The organism is Pseudomonas sp. PA-4-8C (assembly GCF_021606625.1).
GTDB lineage: Bacteria > Pseudomonadota > Gammaproteobacteria > Pseudomonadales > Pseudomonadaceae > Aquipseudomonas > Aquipseudomonas lactis.
Genome location: NZ_WKCD01000057.1, coordinates 1 through 24454 on the forward strand (window position 1 = coordinate 1; position 24454 = coordinate 24454).

The following is a 24454-nucleotide window of genomic DNA, read 5'->3' on the forward strand; positions in this document are numbered from 1 at the left end:
GCGAGGGGCACAGCAATGAATCCCTGGCCCGGCAGCTGGCGCGGCTGGACATCGAGCTGGTGCTCACCGCCCACCCCACCGAAGTGGCCCGCCGCACGCTGATTCAGAAATACGATGCCATTGCCGCGCAACTGGCCTTGCAGGATCACCGCGATCTCACCACCGCCGAGCGCGAGCAGATTCGCGAGCGCTTGCAACGCTTGATCGCCGAAGCCTGGCACACCGAAGAAATCCGGCGCGTGCGCCCCACGCCGGTGGATGAAGCCAAATGGGGCTTTGCGGTGATCGAGCATTCGCTGTGGCACGCCATCCCCAATTACCTGCGCAGGGCCGACCAGGCCCTGCACGCCGCCACCGGCCTGCGCCTGCCCCTGGAGGCAGCGCCGATTCGCTTTGCTTCGTGGATGGGCGGCGACCGTGACGGCAACCCGAACGTCACCGCGCCGGTCACTCGCGAAGTGCTGTTGCTGGCGCGCTGGATGGCGGCGGATTTGTATCTGCGCGACATTGATCAGCTGGCTTCCGAGCTGTCGATGCAACAGGCCAGCCCGGCGCTGCACGCCAAAGTCGGCGACAGCGTCGAACCTTATCGGGCCTTGCTCAAGCAACTGCGTGAACGCCTGCGCGCCACGCGCCAGTGGGCCCACACCTCGTTGACCAGCACCACCCCGGCGCCGGCCGACGTGTTGCAGAACAACCGCGACCTGCTCGACCCGCTGCAGCTGTGCTACCAGTCCCTGCACGAATGCGGCATGGGCGTGATCGCCGATGGCCCGCTGCTCGACTGCCTGCGCCGTGCCGTGACGTTCGGCCTGTTCCTGGTGCGCCTGGATGTGCGCCAGGACTCCAGCCGTCACTCGGCGGCCATGACCGAAATCACCGATTACCTGGGCCTGGGGCGTTATGAGGACTGGGATGAAGAGGCGCGTATCAGCTTCCTGACCCAGGAACTGACCAATCGTCGGCCGTTGCTGCCGGGTTACTTCAAGCCGTCGGCGGACACTGCCGAGGTGCTCAATACCTGCAAGGAAATCGCCGCCGCACCGGCCGCATCACTAGGGTCGTATGTCATCTCCATGGCCGGCGCTGCGTCGGATGTGCTGGCGGTGCAACTACTGTTGAAAGAGTCGGGCGTTCAACGGCCGATGCGCGTAGTGCCGCTGTTCGAGACCCTGGCCGACCTGGATAACGCAGGGCCAGTGATGGAGCGCCTGCTGCAACTGCCGGGTTACCGCGCGCGCTTGCAGGGCCCGCAGGAAGTGATGATTGGCTACTCGGATTCGGCCAAGGACGCCGGCACCACGGCCGCCGCCTGGGCGCAGTACCGCGCCCAGGAACGCCTGGTGGATATCTGCCGCGAGCAACAGGTGGAGCTGTTGTTGTTTCACGGTCGCGGCGGCACCGTTGGTCGTGGCGGCGGCCCGGCGCACGCGGCCATCCTGTCGCAGCCGCCGGGCTCGGTGGCGGGGCGTTTCCGTACCACTGAACAGGGCGAGATGATTCGCTTCAAATTCGGCCTGCCGGATATCGCCGAGCAGAACCTCAATCTCTACCTGGCTGCGGTACTGGAAGCTACCCTGTTGCCGCCGCCGCCTCCCGAGCCTGCCTGGCGTCACCTGATGGACGAATTGGCGGCAGACGGTGTCAGGGCTTACCGCGCCGTGGTGCGGGAAAATCCGCAGTTCGTCGAGTACTTCCGCCAGTCCACGCCGGAGCAGGAGTTGGGCCGTTTGCCTTTGGGCAGCCGCCCGGCCAAACGTCGTGCAGGCGGGATTGAAAGCTTGCGCGCCATCCCCTGGATCTTTGGCTGGACCCAGACGCGCCTGATGCTGCCCGCCTGGCTCGGTTGGGAAGCGGCACTGAGCAAGGCGCTGGAGCGCGGTGAAGGTCAATTGCTGGGGCAGATGCGCGAGCAGTGGCCGTTCTTTCGCACGCGCATCGACATGCTGGAGATGGTGCTGGCCAAGGCCGATGCCGATATCGCCCGTCTTTATGATGAGCGCCTGGTGCAGCCGGACCTGCTGGCATTGGGTGCGCACTTACGCGACCTATTGTCGCAGGCGTGCGACGTGGTGCTTGGCCTGACCGGCCAGTCGCAGCTGCTGGCCCATAGCCCCGACACCCTGGAGTTCATCCGCCTGCGCAACACCTACCTCGACCCCCTGCACCTGTTGCAGGCCGAGTTGCTGGCACGTTCGCGTCAGCAGGAGGCTGCGCAAGACAGCCCTCTGGAACAGGCGCTGCTGGTGTCCGTGGCCGGTATTGCGGCCGGTTTGCGCAACACCGGTTGAGGTTTTTTGCGTGTACTCAATGGCTTGCGGATAAGCCGCGACGACCGCCCGGAAACGGGCGGTCGTCGTTTGAGGGGGTGGGTTGCGCTCAGGCACACCCTGGCGCTGACGCATGTGCGGCGCGGGTTTCTCCTACTTTTGGCGGCTTGTATGGTGAGGGCCCGCTGTGTATCTTGATCAGCCTTTGGCCGTTTGATCGGCCTAGAACCACATTTTTACGAGATTGGCCCCACGCGGCGAATCCGAGCGTCATCTCTATAAAAAATTGAGGAGCACATCGATGCGCGTCATTCTGCTGGGAGCTCCCGGGGCCGGTAAAGGTACTCAGGCAAAGTTCATCACTGAAAAATTCGGCATTCCACAAATCTCCACCGGCGACATGCTGCGTGCGGCCGTCAAGGCTGGCACCGAGCTGGGCCTGATCGCCAAGAGCGTGATGGACAGCGGCGGCCTGGTCTCCGACGACCTGATCATCAACCTGGTCAAGGAACGCATCAGCCAGGAAGACTGCAAGAACGGTTTCCTGTTCGACGGCTTCCCACGCACCATTCCCCAGGCTGAAGCCCTGGTGAAGGCGGGCGTGGAGTTGGACGCCGTGGTCGAGATCGCAGTTGAAGACGAAGAGATCGTTCAGCGCATTGCTGGCCGTCGCGTTCACGAAGGCTCGGGCCGCGTGTACCACATCGTCTACAACCCGCCGAAAGTCGAAGGCAAGGACGATGTCACCGGCGAAGACCTGGTGCAGCGTAAAGACGACACCGAAGAAACCGTGCGTCATCGCCTGTCGGTCTACCACTCCCAGACCAAACCCCTGGTGGACTTCTACCAGAAGCTGTCCGCAGCCCAGGGCAAGCCGAAGTACAGCCACATCCCAGGTGTGGGCTCGGTAGAGGCCATCACCGCCAAGGTGCTGCAAGCACTGAGCTGATCCTGTGATCGGCGGCACAGACAACGGCCCGCTTGCGGGTCGTTGTTGTTTATACTGGCGCACTTTTTTCCGACTTGGACACCGACACCGATGAGCACCCTGCTGGCCCTGGACACCGCGACTGAAGCTTGCTCCGTTGCCTTGCTGCACGATGGCAAGGTCACGAGCCACTACGAGGTGATCCCGCGCCTGCACGCGCAGAAATTGTTGCCGATGATCAAGCAACTGCTTGAAGACGCCGGTACCACCCTGGCGGCGGTGGATGCCATCGCGTTTGGCCGTGGCCCCGGTGCATTCACTGGCGTGCGCATCGCTATTGGCGTGGTGCAGGGCCTGGCTTTTGCCCTGGAGCGTCCGGTGTTGCCAGTGTCCAACCTTGCGGTACTGGCCCAGCGCGCGTTGCGTGAGCACGGGGCGTCGCAGGTGGCAGCGGCGATTGATGCGCGCATGGATGAAGTCTACTGGGGTTGCTACCGTGAGACCGCAGGCGAAATGCGCCTGGTCGGTGCCGAAGCGGTGCTGGCCCCCGAAGCGGCGCAGTTGCCCGCTGATGCCAGCGGCGATTGGTTCGGTGCCGGCACGGGCTGGGGTTATGGCGAACGCATCAAGATGACGTGTACGCAGCAGGACGCGGCGATGTTGCCCCACGCTGAAGACCTGCTGGCGTTGGCGCGTTTCGCATTCGAGCGCGGCGAAGCGATTGCGGCGGACCAGGCCGCACCGGTGTATCTGCGCGATAAAGTCGCACAAACCAAGGCCGAGCGCGGGATTATTTGACGCCAGAAATGTGGGCATTGCGCGGCAAATTTCTCCAATCGTCAGAATTTGCCTGGGTTTTTAAACCTTTTACAAATTATGTGTTCTAGTTATCACCAGAGCATTTGCGCGCCATGGAAAGTGCCGCTAAATTGCCATCATTGATACCGAGTCTGCATGTATGCGTATAGACGGTTTTTCCTCACAGTCCTATCCCCTCAAGCGTAAGCCGCGCAAGGCGAGCGTGACGGTAGACGAATCCGTCGAGGATTCACCGGACTTCATCGAAGTACACACCGATACGCCTTCCAAAGCGCAAGGCGCCGCGAGTGCACGTATCAGCGGCGTTCCTGCCCGTCAGCAAGACATGGTCTTTCCCCGTTCCATGAGCAAAAGCGTTGCCACCGCCTTGGCCAGCTACCTGACCACCGCCGGCTTTGTCGAATGGGATATGGAAGTGCTGGGTCTCGATATCCATATCTGATGCGTTTGCCTTATTACATCGGCTGCCCGTCTTGGAGTGAAAACGCCTGGCGCGAGTACCTGTATCCGGTTGATGCACGCTCCAACGATTACCTCGGGCTCTATTCCCAGGTCTTCAACGCCGTTGAAGGCAATACCACTTTTTACGCTCGCCCCTCGGCCGCCACTGTGCAGCGCTGGGCCGAAATCATGCCTGACGACTTTCGCTTCACCGCCAAATTCCCCGGCGATATCAGCCATGCTGGTGATTTGCGTGAACAATTGCCGGCGGCAGAAAGCTTTGTCGGCTTGATGAGCCCGTTGGGTGAGCGCGTTTCACCGCTGTGGTTGCAACTCTCAAAGGGCTTTACGCCGCCACGCCTGGCGGAGCTGGCTGGATTTCTCGATGGCATCGATCGACCGCTGGCCGTGGAGGTGCGTCATGAACAGTTCTTCGCCAAGGGTGATGCTGAGCGCATGCTCAACCGCCTGTTGCGCGATCGCGGTGTCGAGCGCATCTGCCTCGATCCACGTGCCCTGTTCAGTTGCACTTCCACCTCGGAAGCAGTGCTGCATGCCCAGTCCAAAAAGCCCCGGGTGCCACCGCGCCCAGCGGCACTGACGCAGTTTCCCCAGGTGCGCTTCATCGGGCATCCGGACCTTGAGGCCAATGACCCGTTCCTGATTCCATGGGTGGAAAAGATCGCCAGTTGGATCGAAGAAGGCCGCACGCCCTATATGTTCCTGCACACGTCGGACAACCGTCTGGCGGCACAGCTGGCGCTACGCTTCCACGCCAAGCTGATGGTGCGCCTGCCAGGTTTACCGCCGCTGCCCACCTTGCATCGAGAACCCGTGGCGGAGCAGCTCGGGCTACTTTGAGGATTTAGCCGTGGGTGTGGTCAAGGCGTTGAGTGTGTTGCTGGTGCTGGTGGGCGCCTTTGCGCTGGCTGTCTGGCGCGGTTGGGTGCCGATGCCGTCTGAGTGGAACCCCTGGGCGCCTTTGGATGTGCGAGCGAGCCCCAACCTGTTGACGCGCTACAAGCTCAGTCGTTTACAGGATGATCCGGCGTTGTGTGACCAGGTACTGAACACCTCCGGTTTGCGCGTGAGTCGCCAGGCTGATACATCGGCCGATGCGGCGTGCCCCTTGCGCAATGTCCTGCGTGTGCAGGGCGCTGACGTGGCTTTGAGCAGCAGCTTTCTCGCCAGTTGCCCGCTGGCGGTAGCGTTCGCGTTGTTCGAGCGCCACAGCCTGCAACCGGCGGCCCAGGCCGTGTTTGGCCAAGCGGTGAGCCGAGTCGAGCATTTGGGCAGTTTTGCCTGCCGTAATATCTACAATCGCGCCGACGGGAGGCTCAGCCAGCACGCCTCGGCCAATGCCCTGGATATCGCCGGTTTTCGCCTGGCGGATGGGCGCAGCATCAGCGTGCTCAAGGATTGGCCAGGGCAGGGCGACGGCGCGCGTTTCCTGCGCTTGGTACGCGATGGCGCCTGTGATGATTTCAACGTGGTGTTGAGCCCGGACTACAACGCCGCCCATCGCAACCATTTCCATCTGGACATGGGGCGTTGGTGGGTGTGTCGCTAAGGTTCAGGCGGCCAGGCGCAAGTTGTGGGTCACTAGCGGGCGCGCCCAGTAGTAATCGAAGTCCAAGGCCTTTTGCTGCGCCAGCAATTCTTCTTCAGGGTACGGCGTGGCGGCCGGTGGCAGCAGGTCCAGCTCGAATTCGGCAATTGGCAGGTGCAGGGGGCGTGGTTGTGGCGCCGGGCCTGGCTCGGGTAGCGGTTGGCCGGCGTTCAGCACAACGGGGCGCACCCACTCGCTCTCAAACGCTTGTTGGCGTTGCTGGGCGACTATTTCTTCTTCCGGGAACGGCGTCGCGGCCGGTGGCAGCAGTTCGGTTTCGAACTCGGCAATCGGCAGGAACAGTGGCTCAGGTGGCACGATCTCGGCGTCTTTCACATCGCACTCACGCTGGGTGAGGATCTGCGCCAGCAGGTCGGCGCCTTCGCGGGGTTCTACCGCCGGGTCTGCCGGGGCAGGCGCCTTGGCGGCGAGCGCGTCTGGCGTTTCACCCAGCTGCTCGGCCAACGCTCGGGCGAAGAAGTCCTGCCACACATGACTCACCCCAGCCAGCGCTTGGGTATTGCGCAGGCCATAGTGGTTGTGGGTCGGCAGTACACCGATGGAAAGGGGAAGAATGTCTGACATTTTTCTCGGTCGACGCTCAGCTCTGGCAAAATACCTGACTGTGATTTTTATCGGCCGTTGTTTGCCGATCCTTAATATTTTTGAGCGTGGCGATTGATGAACGAACAACCAGCGGTCAGCCGCATCCAGGTCCAAGCCTTGGCTGACAGTTTCCAGGCCCGCGCCGAACACTGGGCTTCGCTGCTGGGGTTGCCTCTGCAGGTGGCCGATGCGGATTTTTCCCTGCAAGTGGGGGAGCACGGCTTGCAGTTGCAACAGCTTGGGCCTGATGCGCCAGGGCCGGTGCGGGTCGACTTTGTCGAAGGCGGCGCGGCGCATCGGCGGTTGTATGGCGGCGGCAGCGGGCAGATGATCGCCAAGGCGGTGGGCATCGCCCAGGGCGTGCGCCCGCGGGTGCTGGACGCTACGGCGGGCTTGGGCAAGGACGCGTTCGTGCTGGCCAGCCTCGGGTGTGAGATGAGCCTGATCGAGCGCCAGCCGTTGATCGGCGCCTTGCTCGAAGATGGCTTGGCCCGCGCTGCCGAGGATTTTGAGGTGGCGCCGATTGTGGCGCGCATGAAGTTGCTCAAGGGCAACTCCATCGACGTGATGCTCAATTGGCAGGGGGAGCCGCCCCAGGTGATCTACCTGGACCCGATGTTTCCGCATCGTGAGAAAACTGCGTTGGTGAAGAAGGAAATGCGCCTGTTTCGGCCGTTGGTGGGTGATGATCCGGATGCACCGGCGTTGCTCGCGGCGGCTCTGGCGCTGGCCAGCCATCGTGTGGTGGTCAAGCGGCCGCGCAAGGCGCCCTGTATTGAGGGGCCGAAGCCGAGCCATGCGTTGGATGGCAAGTCCAGCCGCTACGATATTTATCCCAAGAAGGCGCTCAAGGCTTAAGCGGCAAGCAACAGCGCTCATCTTGCTGATGCGGCGAGCTCCAAATGTGGGAGGGGGCTTGCCCCCGATGGCTGCCTGACAGCCGACAACTATCTCCCTGACACCCCGCAATCCAAATGTGGGAGCTGGCTTGCCTGCGATGACGGCCAGCTAGCCGACACCTATCTACCTGACACCCCCCTATCCAAACTGTGGGAGCTGGCTTGCTCGCGAAGGCGGCCTGGCAGTCAACACCGTTGGATCGTGTACATATCCATTCCTGCGGTAACGGCCACTTAGGGTTCCGCCCTGACGGCGGCTCACTTTTGAAAAGAGCGCAAAAGTGAGCAAAACGCTCTTGCCCCACCACTCGGCACCTCGCTTGGGCTCGGTGTGCCCGAACGCAGGCTTGAATCCGTGGGCCGCCGCCACGCGCCATCCCTGGCGCGGGGCGGCTAACCCGGCGTCCTGCCGGGTTACCCACGAATTCAAGCCTGCGTTCGGCCAGCGTGGTTTAACGGGGCGCCTAAGATCAAAAGCAGATCAAGAGCGACTCGCTTCGCATCGTGGTTACTGTCGGTTGGTGCAACTTACTTAGGTGTTTCTGGACCCTGGCTGCGATAGGCCCGCATAAACAACTTCACCACGTCCTGCACATGCTCCTCGGCCTCTTGCGCACTCAATTGCCCTCCACACCCGTACAACAACCGAAAGTTCGCCGTACCCTTGAGCAAGCAAAAGAAGTGTTCGGCGGCCTTCAACGGTGTGTCGATACTCAAGGCGCCGCTCTGGTCAATCTTGCCGAGCAGGCGCTCCATGCCTTGCAGCATGCGCATGGGGCCGGCGTCGAAGAAGATCTGGGAGAGTTTCACGTCCTGATTACCGGTGGTCATCATCAGGCGATGCAGGTTTACCGACTCTTCGCTGTTGATCAGTCGATGAAAGCCGCGGGCGATGTTAAGCAGCACCGTCTCGACGGGCATGCCTACGGGCAGCTCGAAGTACATCACCGGCAATTGCTCTTCGCATTTGGCCACCACCGCAGCGGTGAACAGCGTCTCTTTGTCGGTGAAGTGGCTGTAGACCGTGAGTTTCGATACGCCGGCCGCCAGGGCAACGGCGTCCATGCTGGTGTTTGCATAGCCCTTGTCCAGGAACAGCGATTTTGCCGATTCGAGGATTGCCTGGCGTTTTGCCATGTCCTTGGGACGCCCGGGGCTTGCGGTGTTCAGAGGATTGTCGGACATTTTCACCTTTAATACTGGACTGGTGAGTTTGGTATTAATAACATACCGGCCAGTATAATTATTCCAAGCTCTATTTGCGAAAGGTCCTTCAGCATGCGCAGCGCTTTCCTGCCCCTTGCTTTGCCTGTCAGCCTGATCTTCCTGTTGGCCGCTTGCGGCCATGAAGACGCGGCTCAGACCACCGTGCGCCCGGCCATGGTGGTGCAACCGCAGCCTTCGGCGCAGGCGATGGACAGCTACCCAGGTGAGGTGCGTGCCCGGTATGAGCCGGACCTGGCCTTTCGCATCGGCGGCAAAGTCAGCAAGCGCCTGGTGGAGGAGGGCGAGCGGGTCAAGGCCAACCAGCCGCTGGCCGAACTCGACCCCCAGGACGTGCGTCTGCAATTGGAAGCCACCCGTGCCCAAGTGGCCGCCGCCGAGGCCAATCTGAGCCTGGTACGTGCGGAGCGGGATCGCTACAAGACCTTGATGGACCGTCAGATGGTCAGTCGGTCGCAGTACGACAATTCCGAAAACCTCTACCGAGCCGGTGAAGCACGCCTGAAGCAGATCAAGGCCGAGTTCGATGTGTCGAGCAATCAGGCCGGCTACGCCGTGTTGCGCGCGCCTCAGGACGGTGTGGTCGCCAAGCGTGCCGTAGAGGTGGGGCAAGTGGTCTCCGCTGGCCAGACGGTGTTCACCCTGGCCACCGATGGCGAGCGCGAAGTGTTGATCAGCCTGCCCGAGCAGGGCTTTGGCCGCTTCAAGATCGGCCAGCCGGTGTCGGTGGAGTTGTGGAGCCAGCCAGAGCAACGCTTCGCCGGGCGCATTCGTGAACTCTCTCCTGCCGCCGACCCCAAGTCTCGCACCTTCGCCGCGCGCGTAGCCTTCACCGGCGGCAAAGTGCCCGCCGAACTGGGCCAAAGCGCGCGGGTGTTCATCCAGGCCGACGGTGTCATTCCCCTATCGGTACCGCTGTCTGCCCTGAGTGCCGAGAACGGTGCGTCCTACGTTTGGCGTGTAAAACCGGACAACACCCTTGAACGCACCCCTGTACGCATTGGTGCGTTTGGCGAAAACACCGTGCCGGTACTCGAAGGCTTGGCCGCCACCGATTGGGTGGTGGCCGCAGGCGTGCATGTGCTCCATGAGGGCCAGTCAGTGCGTCCGGTGGATCGCTCCAACCGTGTAGTGAATCTGGCGGCCAAGGAGTAGTCCCCATGGGTTTCAATCTTTCCGAATGGGCGTTGCGTAATCGCCAGATCGTACTGTTCCTGATGATCCTGCTGGCCGTGGTTGGCACCTTGTCCTACACCAAGCTGGGGCAAAGCGAAGACCCGCCGTTTACCTTCAAGGCCATGGTGATCAAGACCAACTGGCCCGGGGCCACGGCCCAGGAGGTTTCGCGCCAGGTCACCGAACGCATCGAGAAAAAACTCATGGAGACCGGTGAGTACGAGCGCATCGTGTCGTTCTCGCGGCCCGGTGAATCCCAGGTCACCTTTATTGCCCGGGATTCGATGCGTTCGGCGCAGATTCCCGAGCTGTGGTACCAGGTGCGCAAGAAAATCAGCGACATTCGCCACACCTTGCCGCCGGATATCCAGGGGCCGTTTTTCAACGACGAGTTCGGCACCACCTTCGGCAATATCTACGCCCTGACTGGCGACGGCTTTGACTATGCAGTGCTCAAGGACTACGCCGACCGTATCCAGATCCAGCTGCAACGGGTGCCGGATGTAGGCAAGGTCGAGCTGCTCGGCTTGCAGGATGAGAAGATCTGGATCGAGCTGTCGAACCTCAAGCTCGCCACCCTCGGCTTGCCTTTGGCCGCGGTACAGCAGGCCTTGCAGGAACAAAATGCGGTGTCCACCGCCGGCTTCTTTGAAACCCCCACCGAGCGCGTGCAGCTGCGCGTTTCAGGCAACTTCAAGACGGTGGAGGAGATCCGCAACTTTCCGATCCGCGTGGGTGATCGCACCTTTCGCATCGGTGACGTCGCTGACATTCACCGAGGCTTCAACGACCCACCAGCACCGCGCATGCGTTACATGGGCGCCGATGCCATCGGCTTGGCCGTGGCCATGCGCGACGGTGGCGACATCCTCGTACTGGGCAAGGCACTTGAGGCTGAATTCGCACGCCTGCAAAAGAACCTTCCTGCCGGTATGGAACTGCGCAAAGTGTCGGATCAGCCGGCAGCGGTAAAGACCAGCGTCGGTGAATTCGTCCAGGTGCTGGCTGAAGCGTTGGCGATTGTTTTGCTGGTGAGCTTTTTCTCCCTCGGCGTGCGTACTGGCATGGTCGTCGCCCTGGCGATCCCGCTGGTACTGGCGATGACCTTTGCCACCATGTATTACCTGGGCATCGGCCTGCACAAGATTTCCCTTGGCGCCTTGGTCCTGGCTTTGGGCTTGCTGGTGGATGACGCGATCATCGCCGTGGAAATGATGGCGATCAAAATGGAGCAGGGCTACGACCGCCTCAAAGCCGCGAGTTTCGCCTGGACCAGCACCGCATTCCCCATGCTCACCGGCACCCTGATCACGGCGGCGGGCTTCTTGCCGATTGCCACCGCGCAATCGAGCACCGGCGAATACACCCGCTCGATCTTCCAGGTCGTGACCATCGCTCTGCTGGCCTCCTGGGTGGCGGCCGTGGTGTTTGTGCCGTACCTGGGGGAAAAACTCCTGCCCGACCTGGCGAAGATTCACGCCGCCAAACACGGCACCGACGGCCCGGACCCTTACGGCACACCCTTCTACCAGCGTGTAAGACGGTTGGTGGAGTGGTGCGTGCGGCGGCGTAAAACAGTGATTGTGCTGACCTTGCTGTTGTTTATCGGCTCGGTTGCGCTGTTTCGCTTCGTGCCGCAACAGTTCTTCCCGGCTTCCGGTCGCCTGGAGTTGATGGTCGACCTGAAACTGGCCGAAGGCGCTTCCCTGAGCAACACCGCCGAGCAGGTCAAGCGCCTGGAGGCGTTGCTCAAGGAGCATGCCGGCATCAACAACTATGTTGCCTATGCGGGCACCGGTTCGCCGCGGTTCTACCTGCCACTGGACCAGCAATTACCCGCTGCCAGCTTCGCCCAGTTCGTGGTGCTGGCTAACACCATCGAGGAGCGTGAAAGCCTGCGCACCTGGCTGATCGAAACCCTCAACGAGCAATTCCCCGACCTGCGTTCGCGTGTCACGCGGCTGGAGAACGGCCCGCCCGTAGGCTACCCGGTGCAGTTTCGCGTAACCGGCGAGCACATCGAAGAGGTGCGCGCTCTGGCGCGCAAAGTGGCGGCCAAGGTTCGCGAAAACACCCATGTGGTCAATGTGCACCTGGACTGGGAAGAACCGAGCAAAATCGTGTACCTGAATATCGACCAGGACCGTGCACGTGCCCTGGGTGTGAGCACCGCCAACCTGTCGAAATTCTTGCAAAGTTCCCTGACCGGTTCCAGCGTCAGCCAGTACCGTGAGGATAACGAATTGATCGAGATCCTCCTGCGCGGCACCGTGCATGAGCGCAGTGAACTGTCGCGTCTGCCGAGCCTTGCCGTGCCCACCGACAATGGTAAAAGCGTGGCGCTGTCGCAGATTGCCACCCTTGAATATGGATTCGAAGAGGGGATTATCTGGCATCGCAACCGCTTGCCGACGGTGACCGTGCGGGCTGATATCTATGGCAAGGAACAGCCAGCGACTCTCGTGCAGCAGATCTTGCCGACGCTTGCCGATGTGCGTGCCGAACTGCCGGACGGCTACCTGTTGGAAGTGGGCGGTACGGTGGAAGATTCTGCCCGTGGGCAAAACTCGGTGAAGGCCGGCGTGCCGCTATTTATCGTGGTAGTGCTGACCTTGCTGATGCTGCAACTGCGCAGCTTCTCGCGCACGGCGATGGTCTTTCTCACCGCGCCTTTGGGGCTGATCGGCGTGACCTTGTTCCTGCTGGTGTTCCGCCAACCCTTCGGTTTCGTCGCCATGCTCGGCACCATCGCGCTGTCGGGGATGATCATGCGTAACTCGGTGATTCTGGTGGACCAGATCGAACAAGACATCAAGGCTGGCCTGGCACCCTGGCAGGCAATTATCGAAGCCACGGTCCGACGCTTTCGCCCGATTGTGCTGACGGCGCTAGCGGCAGTACTGGCGATGATTCCGTTGTCACGCAGTGTGTTCTTCGGCCCCATGGCCGTGGCGATCATGGGCGGGTTGATTGTGGCAACGGCGTTGACGTTGTTGTTCTTGCCGGCGTTGTACGCGGCTTGGTTCAGGATCAGGAAGGACGTGGAGTAAATCTGTGACTGTTTTTTGGTGGGCCCAATGGGAACCTTTTTTTCAGGCTCACCACAGAGAGTTACCTGTTCGCAGGTACGTTATTTGGTGGTTTTTATCACCTGGATAACGTTTCCAGAACGTTCATAGAGGCGAAATAGATATGCTCCTACAAGCATTGGGTAACTTTTACTCTGGGATCGGCATGATGCTGGGCGGCGGTCAGATGGGCGGCGCTTGCGCCAAACATTCCCATAATGACTCCGTCAGTCGGCGTGAGCTTTCCGACGCGCTAAAATCGCTCCAATATGATCGTCCCCAGCCGACCAGTAATATTACGATTAACAACGCCAACGCCAACGCGAATAGCAACGCCAATACCAATACTCAAATCGGCCGTTGAATGAGCTGATTTTTGATATTCAGCCATTGCAAACACTCTGCATCCGCAGAGTGTTTGCAGCGTACGTTCAGTAAAGGGGGTTTAAAGCGCCCCAAACACCTTCTTGGCCAAGCTGGTGGCTGCCGCCGCCGGATTCTTGCGAATGGTTTCTTCCTGCTGCGCAATCATCTTGAACAAGCCATCCAGCGCTTGTTCGGTCACGTAGTTCTCAACGTTGGCGCTCTTGGCATCCACCGCGCCAAAAGCTGCGGCCTTGCCGGCCAGGGCGTTGTACTGCTGGGCTACGCCAACCTTGTCGGTGGCTGCCTTGACGATGGGCAGGAACTTGGCGCGAATTTCTTCACGGCTGCTTTTGTTCAGGTACTGGGTGGCGGAGTCCTGGCCACCACTGAGAATGCCCTTGGCGTCGGTCACGCTCATGTTCTTCACGGCGTTGACCAGAATTGGCTGGGCCTGGGTCACGGCGGTTTCTGCGGCCTTGTTCATGCTGGTTTCCAGTTGCGTGACCTGGTCACCCATACCAAACATTTTCAGCTTGTCGGCGACTTTGCCGAGTTTGCCCGGCAGGCCGATCTTCACGTCCGGGTTGTTGCTGAAACCACCGGGCGTCCCGAGTTGTTTCACAGCAATCTGTGCACCTTGGGTCAAGGCATCCTTGAGGCCGCCGCTGGCGTCGCCCTGGGACAGGCTGCCCAGATCCAGGGCCATGGCGTTGGCGCCGAACAGCAAGCCAGCACACAGGGCGGTGAGGCGAAGAGATTTGCGGAGCATGGGCGCTTCCTTATGACGTGGGAATGATCAATGTGCGGCCGCATCTACCCGCAGGCGCAGCGGTTGTGGGTCCTGGCCGTTGAGTTGCACGGTGTGCCGCTCGGTGGTGATAAACAGTAGCTTGCCGTCCAGCTCGATGCGAGCGCTGACCGAATAGGTGTGGCCCGGTTTGACCTGGGCCGGGTCATAGCTCAGGTGAAACGGCAGCGGCACCTGGCCTTTGACCGGGCCTTTCTGTTCGGCGAGGGTCACGGCCGGGGCGTCCATCAGGGACACGTCCTGCAGGCTGACACTCAAGGTGGCAGCCGGCGGCAGGGCGATGCGTTGCAGGTAGAACACTTCGCCGTCCAGGCTGGCCTTCGGGGTTGGGGCCATCGAGTGGCAGGCTCCGAGCAGGGCGGTCAGGCCCAGGAGGATGAGTTTTTTCACGGTGCAGCTCCTTTTCAACGGCGCCGGAATCCGCCCGGCGCCTCGTTCAATCTAGCGGTTTTCTTCAGGGGTGACGGCAACCGGTTCGGCCGCGGCCTCGGTTGCGCCGTCCACGCGGTGCAAGGCCACCTGGCGGATCGACAGGCGAATATCCGCGGGCAATACGCGTTTGGCCGCGCCTTCGGCCAGTTCGCCGAGCAGGTCGTGATAGCCCAGCTTGCCAGCTTCATCGCGACGTAGCACATCTTGCTCCAGCAACGTCTGGATGAAATGTCGGAAAAGGCTCTTGTCGAAGAATTCCGGAGCGTTGAGGCCGTGCAGGATCGACAGGCGCTGGGCCATGATCGTGCACAGGTCTTCCAGCTCTTCGGCGCTGATACTGTTCTGGCCGCTGTTGAGCAGCAACGAGATCGCCATGTAGAAGCGTTGCAGGGTCTGGGCGATGCTCTTGGACAGCAGCGTCAGCAGCACAAAGTGCCGCGAACTCGGCGCCGGGCGCAGGTACACGGCGTTTTCGAAGCGCAGCAGGCCTTGTTCAACGAACGCGTCCAGCCATTGGTCGACCACGCTGTCCAAGTCTTCCAGCGACCAACGGATAAACAGCTCCGATTGCAGGTATGGGTAAAGCGCGTGGGTGTAGCGCAGGATCTGCTCGCGGCTCATGCGCGAACTGCTCTGGAAGAAGCTCGCCAGCAAGGCCGGCAGGGCGAAGATGTGCAGCACGTTGTTGCGGTAGTAGGTCATCAGGACGGCATTCTGCTCATCCAGATAAACGATTTTACCCAGGGCATCGCTCTGCTCCGACAACAGGTTCATGTCCTTGACGTGCTTGATCAGCGCCAGGCCATCGCCTTCCGGCAGGGTGGTGTGGGGCGAGTAGGGCACGCGGCGCAACAGCGCCAGGTACAGGTCCAACTGGCGGGCCATGGCTTGTTCATCCAGGGCCAGGCGGGTGGTAGATAGCAGCGCCAGCGCCACCAGGTTCACCGGGTTCACCGCAGCGGCTTCGTTCAAGTGGCGCGCCACCTGTTCGCCGAGGCGATTGGTGGTCTCGTTGAGCCAGGCCGGTTTGTAGTTCGGCCCCAGTTCCTGGGCGCGCCAGTCCGGTTGTTCGGCGTCGAGGAATTCTGCCAGTTTGATCGGCTCGCCGAAGTTGACTGCCACTTGGCCGAAGCGTTGCTTGAGCGCGCCGACCACTTTGAAGATGTCGAAGATCGACTCTTTCTTTTTGCTCGCGCCACGCAGTTCGCCCAGGTAAGTGCGGCCTTCAAGCACGCGCTCATAACCGATATACACCGGTACGAACACGATGGGCATGCGCGAGGAGCGCAGGAAGCTGCGTAGGGTGATCGCCAGCATGCCGGTTTTCGGTTGCAGCATGCGCCCGGTGCGCGAGCGGCCGCCTTCGACGAAGTACTCCACCGGGAAGCCCTTGGTAAACAGGGTATGCAGGTATTCGTTGAACACCGAGGTGTACAGCGGGTTGCCCTTGAAAGTGCGGCGCATGAAAAACGCACCGCCACGGCGCAGCAGGCTGCCGATCACCGGCATGTTGAGGTTGATGCCGGCGGCGATGTGCGGCGGGGTCAGGCCGTTCTTGAACAGCAGGTAGGACAGCAGCAGGTAGTCGATGTGGCTGCGGTGGCAAGGCACGTAGATCACCTCGTAGCCCTGGGCCACCTGTTGCACGCCTTCGATGTTATTGACCTTGATGCCGTCGTAGATCTTGTTCCAGAACCAGCTCAATACCACTTCCAGGAAGCGGATCGCGGTGTAGGTGTAGTCCGAGGCAATTTCGTTGCCATAGCGCAGGGCCAGCGCCTTGGCTTTTTCCGGGGCGATCTTTTCGCGTTCGGCTTCATCCGCAATGGCTTGGCGCACCAGCGGCATGTTGACCAGGCCCTTGACCAGATTACGCCGGTGGGACAGGTCGGGGCCGATCACCGCCGTCTTCAGGTTACGAAAGTGCACACGCAGGATGCGCTGGGCCATGCGCACGGTACGTTCGTGGCCTTTATTGTGCTCGATCAATTCACGCAGGTTGATAGGCGCGGAGAATTGCACGCGGGTCTTGCGCCCCAGGATCAGGATGCTCAACAGCCGGCGTAGACGCCCAGTGACCGCCCAGCTGTCGGCGAATAACAACTTCCACGGGCTGGACTCGCTTTCGGGGGATTGGCCCCAGAACACGCTGACCGGAATGATTTGTGCATTCTCTTCGGCGTGTTCGGTGAGGGTGTTGACCAAGCGCGTCAGAGTTGGGGGCGCGCCGCGCTTGTCTTGGCGGCCGAGCCAATCCGGGTCTGGCGTGAGGTAGAAGAACGCCGCGGGCTCCATCAACGGCCCCACCGATACCGGCAGCACCGGGCGCGGCAGTCCAGCCTTGGTGCACTCGGCATCGACCACCGCCAACTCGGTGAGGGAAGGTGATTGCAGGACGTAGAAAACCGGCCGGCTGCGGTCCAGGTTAAGGGTGAGGGACGACTGGTTGATCGTCTCTGAGCGAACCCAGAGGTACAACAGTCGGCGCAAGGTGCCAAACACCAGACGGCGGAACGGGGAGCGGGTCATAGGCGAACTGCTTCAAGTGGAAAAAACCGAGCAGGCGCTCGGGCGGGTAGTGTGCCGTATTCGCCGAAAATCGGCAAAAAAGCAGCGATGTAACGTTGAGTTGATGGTTTTTGAGCCTGTCTTATACTCGGCAGTTCAATGCGAGCGACTCAACAATAAAAAAACCAGTGGGAGTGAACAGATGACAACGCGTGAAACCGGCAATGTGAAGTGGTTCAACGATGCAAAGGGCTACGGCTTTATCCAGCGTGAAGATGGCAAGGATGTGTTTGTGCACTACCGCGCCATTCGCGGTGAAGGCCACCGCTCGTTGGCCGAGGGCCAGCAGGTGGAGTACGCCGTGGTTACCGGCGAGAAGGGCTTGCAGGCGGAGGATGTGGTGGGCCTGTAACCACTTTGTTTTGCTAACCCAATCAACTGTGGGAGCTGGCTTGCCTGCGAAGGCATCACTGTGGTCTGACTGATAGACCAAGGTGTCTGCATCGCAGGCAAGCCAGCTCCCACATTGATTGGGTTAGCAATCCGCTGTCAGGCGGTTTTCCAAGTGATCTCTTCTTCACCGTCTGCGCTGATGCGAATCCAGCGATCAGCGCTTTCTTCACCCTCTTCTTCAACCCAGGTGCCCGGCGCGCAGCGCACTTCAACATTCAGCGCGGCAAACGCGGCGCGGGCGCAGGCGATGTCGTCGTCCCACGGGGTCTGGTCGCTTTCAAGGTACAGGCTGTTCCATTTGCCCACCGCCTTGGGCAGCCAGGTCACCGGCACGCTGCCGGCCTTGCACTTGTAGGTCTGGCCTTTCTGGACCCAGTCGGTGCACGGGCCCAGGGCGGCGCCCAGCCAGGCGGCGATGGCCTTGTGATCGACGTCGGCGTCCTTCAGGTAAATCTCAATATCGGGTTGGCGCATGGATGTTCCTCGTTGCGGGATTCGAAAATCCATTCGCGGATGGGTAAAAATCGGTCATTGAAGCACGAAATAATCGTAGCGCATCGACACCGTGACCTGCAGCGGCTCAGCCGCCTCGATCACCTCGTGGCGGCGCTCGGCACTGGCCCGCCAGCCGTGGGGCGTCATCGCCAGCAGGTTGGCGCGGTCCTTGGGTTCGGCCAGGCTCAGGGTGAATTCCAGGGTTTCACTGTGCGCCAGGTGCATGCCATCCGGCACCAGGGCCAGGTGTTTGTCATCGGTGTATTCACGCACTTCGTCGTACAGGCGCTCGCGCAGTTCCATCAAGTGGCCGCGGGTGGGGCCGACTTTCATCAAGCCGCCGCCGGGGCTGAGCAGGCGCTTGGCCTCTTGCCAGTCCAACGGGCTGAACACGCTGGCGAGGAACTGGCAGCTGGCGTCGGCCAATGGCACGCGGGCCATGCTGGCGATCAACCAGGTCAGCGCCGGGTTGCGTTTGCACGCGCGCTTGACCGCCTCTTTGGAGATATCCAGCGCGTAGCCATCGGCATTGGGCAGGGCCTGGGCGATTTGCGCGGTGTAGTAACCCTCGCCACAGCCAATGTCCACCCAGCGCTGCGGTGCGCGCTCGGCGGCCAGTTCGGCCAGGCGCTTGGCCACTGGCGCATAGTGCCCGGCGTTGAGGAAGTCGCGGCGCGCTTCGACCATGGCCAGGTTGTCGCCCGGGTCGCGGCTGTTCTTGTGCTGCACCGGCAACAGGTTCAGGTAACCCTGGCGTGCGCGGTCGAAGCGGTGCCCGGCCGGGCACGCCACGCCATTGTCCACGGTATTGAGCGGTGCGCTGCAAATGGGGCAGGCAAGCATCAGGCGAGCAACTTGATCAGGGTCTGGTAGTAGATTTCGGTCAGCACATCGAGGTCGCTGGCCAGGATGCGTTCGTTGACCTGGTGGATCGTCGCGTTGACCGGCCCCAGTTCGACCACCTGGGTGCCCAGCGTCGCAATGAAGCGCCCATCGGAGGTGCCGCCGCTGGTGGATGCCTGGGTCTCACGCCCGGTGATCGCCAGAATGCTGGCCGACACCGCATCGAGCAGAGCGCCCGGCTCGGTGAGGAACGGCAGGCCCGACAGCGCCCACTCCACATGCCAGTCCAGGCCATGCTTGTCGAGAATGGCCGCGACCCGTTGTTGCAGGCCCTCGACGGTGGACTCGGTGGAAAAACGGAAGTTGAACACCGCCGTCAGGTCACCCGGGATCACGTTGGTGGCGCCGGTACCGGAGTTGAGGTTGGAAATCTGGAAGCTGGTCGGCGGAAAGAAGGTGTTGCCGTCATCCCAATGTTCGGCGGCGAGTTCGGCCAGGGCCGGTGCGGCCAGGTGGATCGGGTTCTTCGCCAGGTGCGGGTAAGCCACGTGGCCTTGTACACCGCGCACGGTCAAGGTGGCACCGAGGGAGCCACGGCGCCCGTTCTTGACCACGTCACCCACCAGGCTGGTGCTCGACGGCTCGCCGACGATGCACCAGTCCAGGCGCTCCTTGCGTGCGGCCAGGCGTTCGATCACGGCCTTGGTGCCATGGTGCGCCGGGCCTTCTTCGTCGCTGGTGATCAGGAAGGCGACCGAACCCTTGTGGTCCGGGTAGTCCGTGACGAAACGTTCCGCTGCCACCAGCATCGCCGCCAGGCTGCCTTTCATGTCGGCCGCGCCACGGCCGCAGAGCATGCCGTTTTCATCGATCAGCGCGTCGAACGGGTCGTTCTGCCAGGCCTGCACCGGGCCGGTCGGCACCACGTCGGTGTGACCGGCAAAGCACAGCACCGGACCTTCATGCTTGCCATGGGTGGCCCAGAAATTGTCCACGTCGAAGATGCGCATCGGTTCAAGCGCAAAACCGGCGTCGCCCAGGCGCTGCATCATCAGCTTCTGGCAATCGGCATCGATCGGCGTGACCGACGGGCGACGGATCAGGTCGATGGCAAGTTGAAGGGTCGGCGAAAGGTCGGCATGGGCCGTCATGGGGGGAACTCCGGAAAGCGTGTGATGGGCGCAGGACGAATGTGGAAATACAGAGCCTGGAGCGACGCAACTCCAATGTGGGAGCTGGCTTGCCTGCGATAGCATCGCTGCGGTGTGCCTGTCAGACCGCGGCGTCTGTATCGCAGGCAAGCCTGCTCCCACATAGAATTGAGCCAGGCCAAGTCTCACAAAAGGGCCGTTATCTTATAGCAAAACGGCGGCCAAGGGCCGCCGTTTAGTGCATTGCGTCACTTTTTACGCCGCCGGTGCCGCCTCGGGCGCCGCCGAAGGTTTGGGCAGTGACGACAAGAACGCCATGATCAGCGCCGCCACATACGGCAGCGACTGCACCAGCAACATCACCACCCAGAAGCGCATGTCGTTGCTCGGCAGGCCTTGCACCAGGTAGATCCCCAGCGCCGCGCCCCACAGCAGTAGCATGATGAACATTTCTTCGCGGGCTTCGGAAATCGCCACCCAGAAACCGTGGTTATCCGCGTTTTTCGGTGTACGAAAGAACGGAATACTGCTGGTGAAGAAACCGTACAACACCGCCTTGGCGATGGTGTGGGACAACGCCAACCCAGCCAAAGCCGCGCAGAACGCGTCTTTCAAGTTCACGCCTACCGCACGACGGTAGAGGAAGATGATCTTGCCGACTTTGAACACAAACAACGCCAACGGCGGGATCGCGAAAATCAGCAGCGGCGGGTCGACCCGGGTCGGCACGATGATCATTGCCGCGGACCACAACAGGGCGCCGACGGTAAAGAAGATGTTCATGCCATCAGCCACCCACGGCAACCAGCCGGCGAGGAAGTGATAGCGCTGGCCGCGGGTCAGCTCGGTGTCTTTGCCACGTATCAGGCTGGCGGTGTGGCGCTTGATGATCTGGATCGCGCCATAGGCCCAACGGAAACGCTGTTTCTTGAAGTCGATAAAGGTATCCGGCATCAAACCCTTGCCGTAGCTGTCGTGGTAGTACGCCGCCGACAAGCCTTTTTCGAACACGCGCAGGCCCAGTTCGGCGTCTTCACAGATGCACCAGTCGGCCCAGCCCAGCTCTTCGAGCACCGAGCGGCGGGTCATGGTCATGGTGCCGTGCTGGATGATCGCGTCACGGTCGTTACGGGTGACCATGCCGATATGGAAAAAGCCTTTGTATTCGGCGTAGCAGAGCTTCTTGAAGGTGCTTTCGTTCTGGTCGCGGTAATCCTGGGGCGACTGCACCACGGCGATTTTCGGGTCGGCGAAGTGCGGCACCATGTGCTTGAGCCAGTTCGGTGATACGCAGTAGTCCGAGTCGATCACCGCAATCACTTCGGCATCCTTGGCGGTGTGCGGGATCAGGTAGTTCAGCGCACCACCCTTGAAACCGGCCAGGGGCGCGACATGGAAGAACTTGAAGCGCGGGCCGAGGGTTTCGCAGTAGTCGCGCACCGGCTCCCACACCGCCGGGTCCTTGGTGTTGTTGTCGATGATCAGGACTTCGTAGTCCGGATAATCGAGGGCGGCCAGGGCGTCGAGGGTCTGTTTGACCATTTCCGGTGGCTCGTTGTAGCACGGCACGTGGATCGACACCTTCGGGCGGTAGTCCGAGTCGCCTTCCACGGGCAGGAATTCACGCCGGCGCTTGTGAGTCCACACTGCTTCTGCCAGTTCGTGGGCTTCGGTCAGCAACACGATAAACACACCCAGGGCGCCGAGCGCGAGCAACACGCCAACGGTCACGCTGAACCAGGTGCTGTATTGCTGGCTGTAGTCGTAGCCGATCCACACCAGCACCGACCCGCAAAGGAACGCAATAAAGGTCAGGAAGGTACGGCCCCGCTGACGCAGGGCTGAGCCATCGATCATCAACAGGGTCAGGGACAGCAGCGCAAGCACCACCGAACCGATGGCCAGTACCCGCCATTGCGGAATCGCCACCACCGGGCCATCAAAGTTGAATTTCTGCTGGCGGGCGGCGTTGAACACGCCCCAATACGCGCCCGCCGAACCTTCGTCGCTGACCTTCCACGGCTGGTCGAAGGCTTCGATCACGAAGTAGTTGTAACCCTGGCGGTTGAGCTTGTTCACCAGCGTACGCAGGTAAATGGCCTGGTCTGCCGGCGATGATTCATTGCCACCGCGCATACGGCCATTACTCGGCCAGCCCACTTCCGACAGCAGCAGTGGCTTTTTCGGGAAGGCTTTCTTCAAATCCTTGGCGCGGTCGAGGACGTACTGGCCGGCCTTGTCCATCGGGATGTATTCCCAGAACGGCAGGATGTGCGCGGCGATCAGGTCGACGTGCTTGGCCAGTTGCGGGTTCTTTTCCCAGATGTGCCATTGCTCGGAGGTGGTCACCGGCACTTTCACGGCGGCGCGCACACGGTCGAGCAGCACGATCAGGGCTTCAGGGGTGATTTCTTCCCGAAACAACGCTTCGTTACCCACCACTACGCGTACGACACTGCGCGAGGTGTTGGCGATCTCGATAGCGCGCTGGATCTCCCGCTCGTTACGTTCCAGGTCCGGGCTGATCCAGATCCCCAGGGTCACGCGCAGGCCGAACTCTTCGGCCAGCTTGGGAATATCCCCCAGGGGGCCGTCCACCGAGTAGGTACGGATGTTGTCCGTCAGCTTGCTCATGATCGCAAGGTCCTGACGCATCTGTTCGTCGGTAGGGTACTGGTCTTTCTGCGGATACTGGCCCTGCTGGAACGGCGAGTAGGAAAAACCGGAGATCTGATCGGGCCAGTTGGGAGCGGTGACCGGGCGGTTGATCAGCGCCCAGAAACCGGTGAACAGCGCGGCAATTGCCAGCACCACCACCAGGTTGAGTCCAAATTTACGCGATGCCATGGTTATGTCGGGTTCCAAAGGGTGCGGAACGAAAAGAGGTGTCGGCCTACGCCGAACGGCGCGCATCCTACACCGGCCCTTCCCTGAGCGTACAGCAGACAGAGAAAAGCCGGACGTTAGTCTGCGAAAGTCCGCCTAAGTTCTTTACTTGTAGCTGCAAGCGTCGAACTTGTCGCGGCGTAGCCCTATAATGCGCGCCGGTTTTTGGGGTAATGATGATGAGTACAGAAGATCCGCGGTTTGCAGGCGTCGCCCGCTTGTACGGCCTTGAGGGCCTGGAACGCTTGAAAGCGGCCCATGTGGCGATTGTCGGCGTCGGCGGCGTAGGTTCCTGGGCGGCGGAAGCGATTGCCCGCTGCGGGGTGGGCGAGATTTCGCTGTTTGACCTGGACGATGTCTGCGTCAGCAACAGCAACCGCCAATTGCATGCCCTGGACAGCACCGTGGGCAAGCCCAAGGTCGAAGTGATGGCCGAACGCCTGCGCGGTATCAATCCCGATTGCACCGTGCACGCGGTGGCAGACTTCGTCACCCGCGATACCATGGCCGAGTACATCACTCCGACGATCGACTGTGTGATCGACTGCATCGACGCGGTCAACGCCAAGGCGGCGCTGATTGCCTGGTGCAAACGCCGCAAGATCCAGATCATCACCACCGGCGGCGCCGGTGGGCAGATTGACCCCACGCTGATCCAGGTGTGCGACCTGAACCGCACGTTCAATGACCCGCTGGCCTCGAAAGTGCGCTCTACCTTGCGCCGCGATTATGGCTTCTCGCGCACTGTGACCCGCCATTACAGCGTGCCGTGCGTGTTTTCCACCGAGCAACTGCGCTATCCCAAGCCTGATGGCAGCATCTGTTTGCAGAAGAGTTTTGTCGGCGATGGCGTGAAGCTGGACTGCGCCGGAGGGTTTGGCGCGGTGATGATGGTCACGGCCACGTTCGGCATGGTAGCGGCCACCAAGGCGGTGGATAAGATTGTGGCGGGGGTGCGCCGTCCCTCAGAGCGCATCAAGCCCACCTAGATCTCACCACCCGACAGAGATTTAAACTGTGGGAGCTTGCTCCCGTGACGGCCTGACAGCCGACGCTGATCTCACTGACGCACCTCGATCCAAATGTGGGAGCTGGCTTGCCTGCGATGAAGCCCTGCCAGCCGACGGCAATCTACCTGACACCCCACGATCTCAATGTGGGAGCGGGCTTGCTCGCGAAGGCGGCTTGGCAGTCAACACAGTTGGATTGTGTACATATCCATTGCTGCGGTAACGGCTACTTAGGGTTCCGCTCTGACAGCGGGTCACTTTGGAAAAGAGCCGGAATGCCGGCCCAGCCCAAAGTAACCAAAGGGCTCTTGCCCCACCACTCGGCACCTCGCTTAGGCTCGGTGTGCCCGAACGCAGGCTTGAATCCGTGGGCCGCCGCCACGCGCCATCCCTGGCGCGGGGCGGCTAACCCGGCGTCCTGCCGGGTTACCCACGAATTCAAGCCTGCGTTCGGCCAGCGTG

General features: G+C 61.3%; 21 protein-coding genes. 12 read left to right on the forward strand and 9 right to left on the reverse strand.

Going from position 1 to position 24454, the window contains the following annotated elements:
* The 6 genes from ppc to GIW04_RS11970 all read left to right on the forward strand — a co-directional run.
* Positions 1 to 2291: phosphoenolpyruvate carboxylase (ppc, locus tag GIW04_RS11945; RefSeq protein ID WP_236478989.1), on the forward strand; the 2291-nt coding region annotated here is incomplete at its 5' end.
* Positions 2292 to 2571: 280 nt separating this feature from the next.
* The gene (adk, locus tag GIW04_RS11950) at positions 2572 to 3219 is read left to right on the forward strand and encodes an adenylate kinase (RefSeq protein ID WP_003189104.1); all 648 of its coding nucleotides are present in this window, start codon (positions 2572 to 2574) and stop codon (positions 3217 to 3219) included.
* Between the two features lie 90 nt (positions 3220 to 3309).
* A complete protein-coding gene (gene tsaB / locus GIW04_RS11955; RefSeq protein ID WP_003189106.1) occupies positions 3310 to 3996 on the forward strand; it encodes a tRNA (adenosine(37)-N6)-threonylcarbamoyltransferase complex dimerization subunit type 1 TsaB in 687 nt (228 codons plus the stop codon).
* 160 nt (positions 3997 to 4156) lie between these two features.
* Positions 4157 to 4459, forward strand: coding sequence for a hypothetical protein (locus GIW04_RS11960; RefSeq protein WP_032893222.1), 303 nt, complete (start codon positions 4157 to 4159; stop codon positions 4457 to 4459).
* Positions 4459 to 5319: a DUF72 domain-containing protein gene (locus tag GIW04_RS11965; protein WP_003189109.1), complete on the forward strand. Its 861-nt coding sequence runs from the start codon at positions 4459 to 4461 to the stop codon at positions 5317 to 5319. The genes GIW04_RS11960 and GIW04_RS11965 overlap by 1 nt, the downstream gene beginning before the upstream one ends.
* A 10-nt stretch (positions 5320 to 5329) precedes the next feature.
* Entirely contained in the window at positions 5330 to 6028 is a 699-nt protein-coding gene (locus tag GIW04_RS11970; RefSeq protein WP_003189111.1) for an extensin-like domain-containing protein, read from the forward strand.
* Positions 6029 to 6031: 3 nt separating this feature from the next.
* On the opposite strand, the gene GIW04_RS11975 is transcribed toward GIW04_RS11970, so the two are convergent.
* Positions 6032 to 6652: a hypothetical protein gene (locus GIW04_RS11975; RefSeq protein ID WP_003189113.1), complete on the reverse strand. Its 621-nt coding sequence runs from the start codon at positions 6650 to 6652 to the stop codon at positions 6032 to 6034.
* A 96-nt stretch (positions 6653 to 6748) separates the two neighbouring features.
* Between GIW04_RS11975 and GIW04_RS11980 the strand changes: the two genes are divergently transcribed.
* Positions 6749 to 7531, forward strand: coding sequence for a class I SAM-dependent methyltransferase (locus tag GIW04_RS11980; protein WP_120247593.1), 783 nt, complete (start codon positions 6749 to 6751; stop codon positions 7529 to 7531).
* Positions 7532 to 8100: 569 nt separating this feature from the next.
* Here the strand turns inward: GIW04_RS11980 and GIW04_RS11985 are convergent.
* The gene (locus tag GIW04_RS11985) at positions 8101 to 8757 is read right to left on the reverse strand and encodes a TetR/AcrR family transcriptional regulator (protein WP_120247595.1); all 657 of its coding nucleotides are present in this window, start codon (positions 8755 to 8757) and stop codon (positions 8101 to 8103) included.
* Between the two features lie 93 nt (positions 8758 to 8850).
* On the opposite strand from GIW04_RS11985, the gene GIW04_RS11990 reads away from it, so the two are divergent.
* The 3 genes from GIW04_RS11990 to GIW04_RS12000 all read left to right on the forward strand — a co-directional run bounded on the left by GIW04_RS11990 (position 8851) and on the right by GIW04_RS12000 (position 13404).
* Positions 8851 to 9951, forward strand: coding sequence for an efflux RND transporter periplasmic adaptor subunit (locus GIW04_RS11990; RefSeq protein WP_034134902.1), 1101 nt, complete (start codon positions 8851 to 8853; stop codon positions 9949 to 9951).
* Positions 9952 to 9956: 5 nt separating this feature from the next.
* Entirely contained in the window at positions 9957 to 13022 is a 3066-nt protein-coding gene (locus tag GIW04_RS11995) for an efflux RND transporter permease subunit (RefSeq protein ID WP_120247596.1), read from the forward strand.
* Between the two features lie 142 nt (positions 13023 to 13164).
* A complete protein-coding gene (locus tag GIW04_RS12000; protein ID WP_034134904.1) occupies positions 13165 to 13404 on the forward strand; it encodes a hypothetical protein in 240 nt (79 codons plus the stop codon).
* An 81-nt stretch (positions 13405 to 13485) separates the two neighbouring features.
* On the opposite strand, the gene GIW04_RS12005 is transcribed toward GIW04_RS12000, so the two are convergent.
* The 3 genes from GIW04_RS12005 to plsB are packed head-to-tail and all read right to left on the reverse strand — an operon-like array spanning position 13486 to position 17175.
* Positions 13486 to 14175, reverse strand: a complete 690-nt coding sequence (locus GIW04_RS12005; RefSeq protein ID WP_003189124.1) for a DUF4197 domain-containing protein — start codon at positions 14173 to 14175, stop codon at positions 13486 to 13488.
* Positions 14176 to 14202: 27 nt separating this feature from the next.
* On the reverse strand, positions 14203 to 14604 hold the full coding sequence (locus tag GIW04_RS12010) for a YbaY family lipoprotein (RefSeq protein WP_003189126.1): 402 nt from the start codon (positions 14602 to 14604) through the stop codon (positions 14203 to 14205).
* Positions 14605 to 14655: 51 nt separating this feature from the next.
* A complete protein-coding gene (gene plsB / locus GIW04_RS12015) occupies positions 14656 to 17175 on the reverse strand; it encodes a glycerol-3-phosphate 1-O-acyltransferase PlsB (protein WP_034134905.1) in 2520 nt (839 codons plus the stop codon).
* Between the two features lie 181 nt (positions 17176 to 17356).
* Between plsB and GIW04_RS12020 the strand changes: the two genes are divergently transcribed.
* Complete coding sequence (locus tag GIW04_RS12020; RefSeq protein WP_003189131.1) at positions 17357 to 17566, forward strand: cold-shock protein; 210 nt, start codon at positions 17357 to 17359, stop codon at positions 17564 to 17566.
* A 137-nt stretch (positions 17567 to 17703) separates the two neighbouring features.
* On the opposite strand, the gene GIW04_RS12025 is transcribed toward GIW04_RS12020, so the two are convergent.
* The 4 genes from GIW04_RS12025 to GIW04_RS12040 all read right to left on the reverse strand — a co-directional run bounded on the left by GIW04_RS12025 (position 17704) and on the right by GIW04_RS12040 (position 22943).
* Entirely contained in the window at positions 17704 to 18081 is a 378-nt protein-coding gene (locus tag GIW04_RS12025) for a hypothetical protein (protein WP_034134906.1), read from the reverse strand.
* A 54-nt stretch (positions 18082 to 18135) separates the two neighbouring features.
* A complete protein-coding gene (locus tag GIW04_RS12030; protein WP_034134907.1) occupies positions 18136 to 18945 on the reverse strand; it encodes a putative RNA methyltransferase in 810 nt (269 codons plus the stop codon).
* Positions 18945 to 20096, reverse strand: coding sequence for a succinyl-diaminopimelate desuccinylase (gene dapE / locus GIW04_RS12035; RefSeq protein WP_120247597.1), 1152 nt, complete (start codon positions 20094 to 20096; stop codon positions 18945 to 18947). Before dapE ends, GIW04_RS12030 begins: the two co-directional genes overlap by 1 nt.
* Positions 20097 to 20351: 255 nt before the next feature.
* Positions 20352 to 22943: a glycosyltransferase gene (locus tag GIW04_RS12040; RefSeq protein WP_094775546.1), complete on the reverse strand. Its 2592-nt coding sequence runs from the start codon at positions 22941 to 22943 to the stop codon at positions 20352 to 20354.
* Positions 22944 to 23161: 218 nt separating this feature from the next.
* Here GIW04_RS12040 and tcdA point away from each other — a divergent pair, with 218 nt between their 5' ends.
* Positions 23162 to 23971, forward strand: a complete 810-nt coding sequence (gene tcdA, locus GIW04_RS12045) for a tRNA cyclic N6-threonylcarbamoyladenosine(37) synthase TcdA (RefSeq protein WP_003189142.1) — start codon at positions 23162 to 23164, stop codon at positions 23969 to 23971.
* Positions 23972 to 24454: the final 483 nt, after the last annotated feature.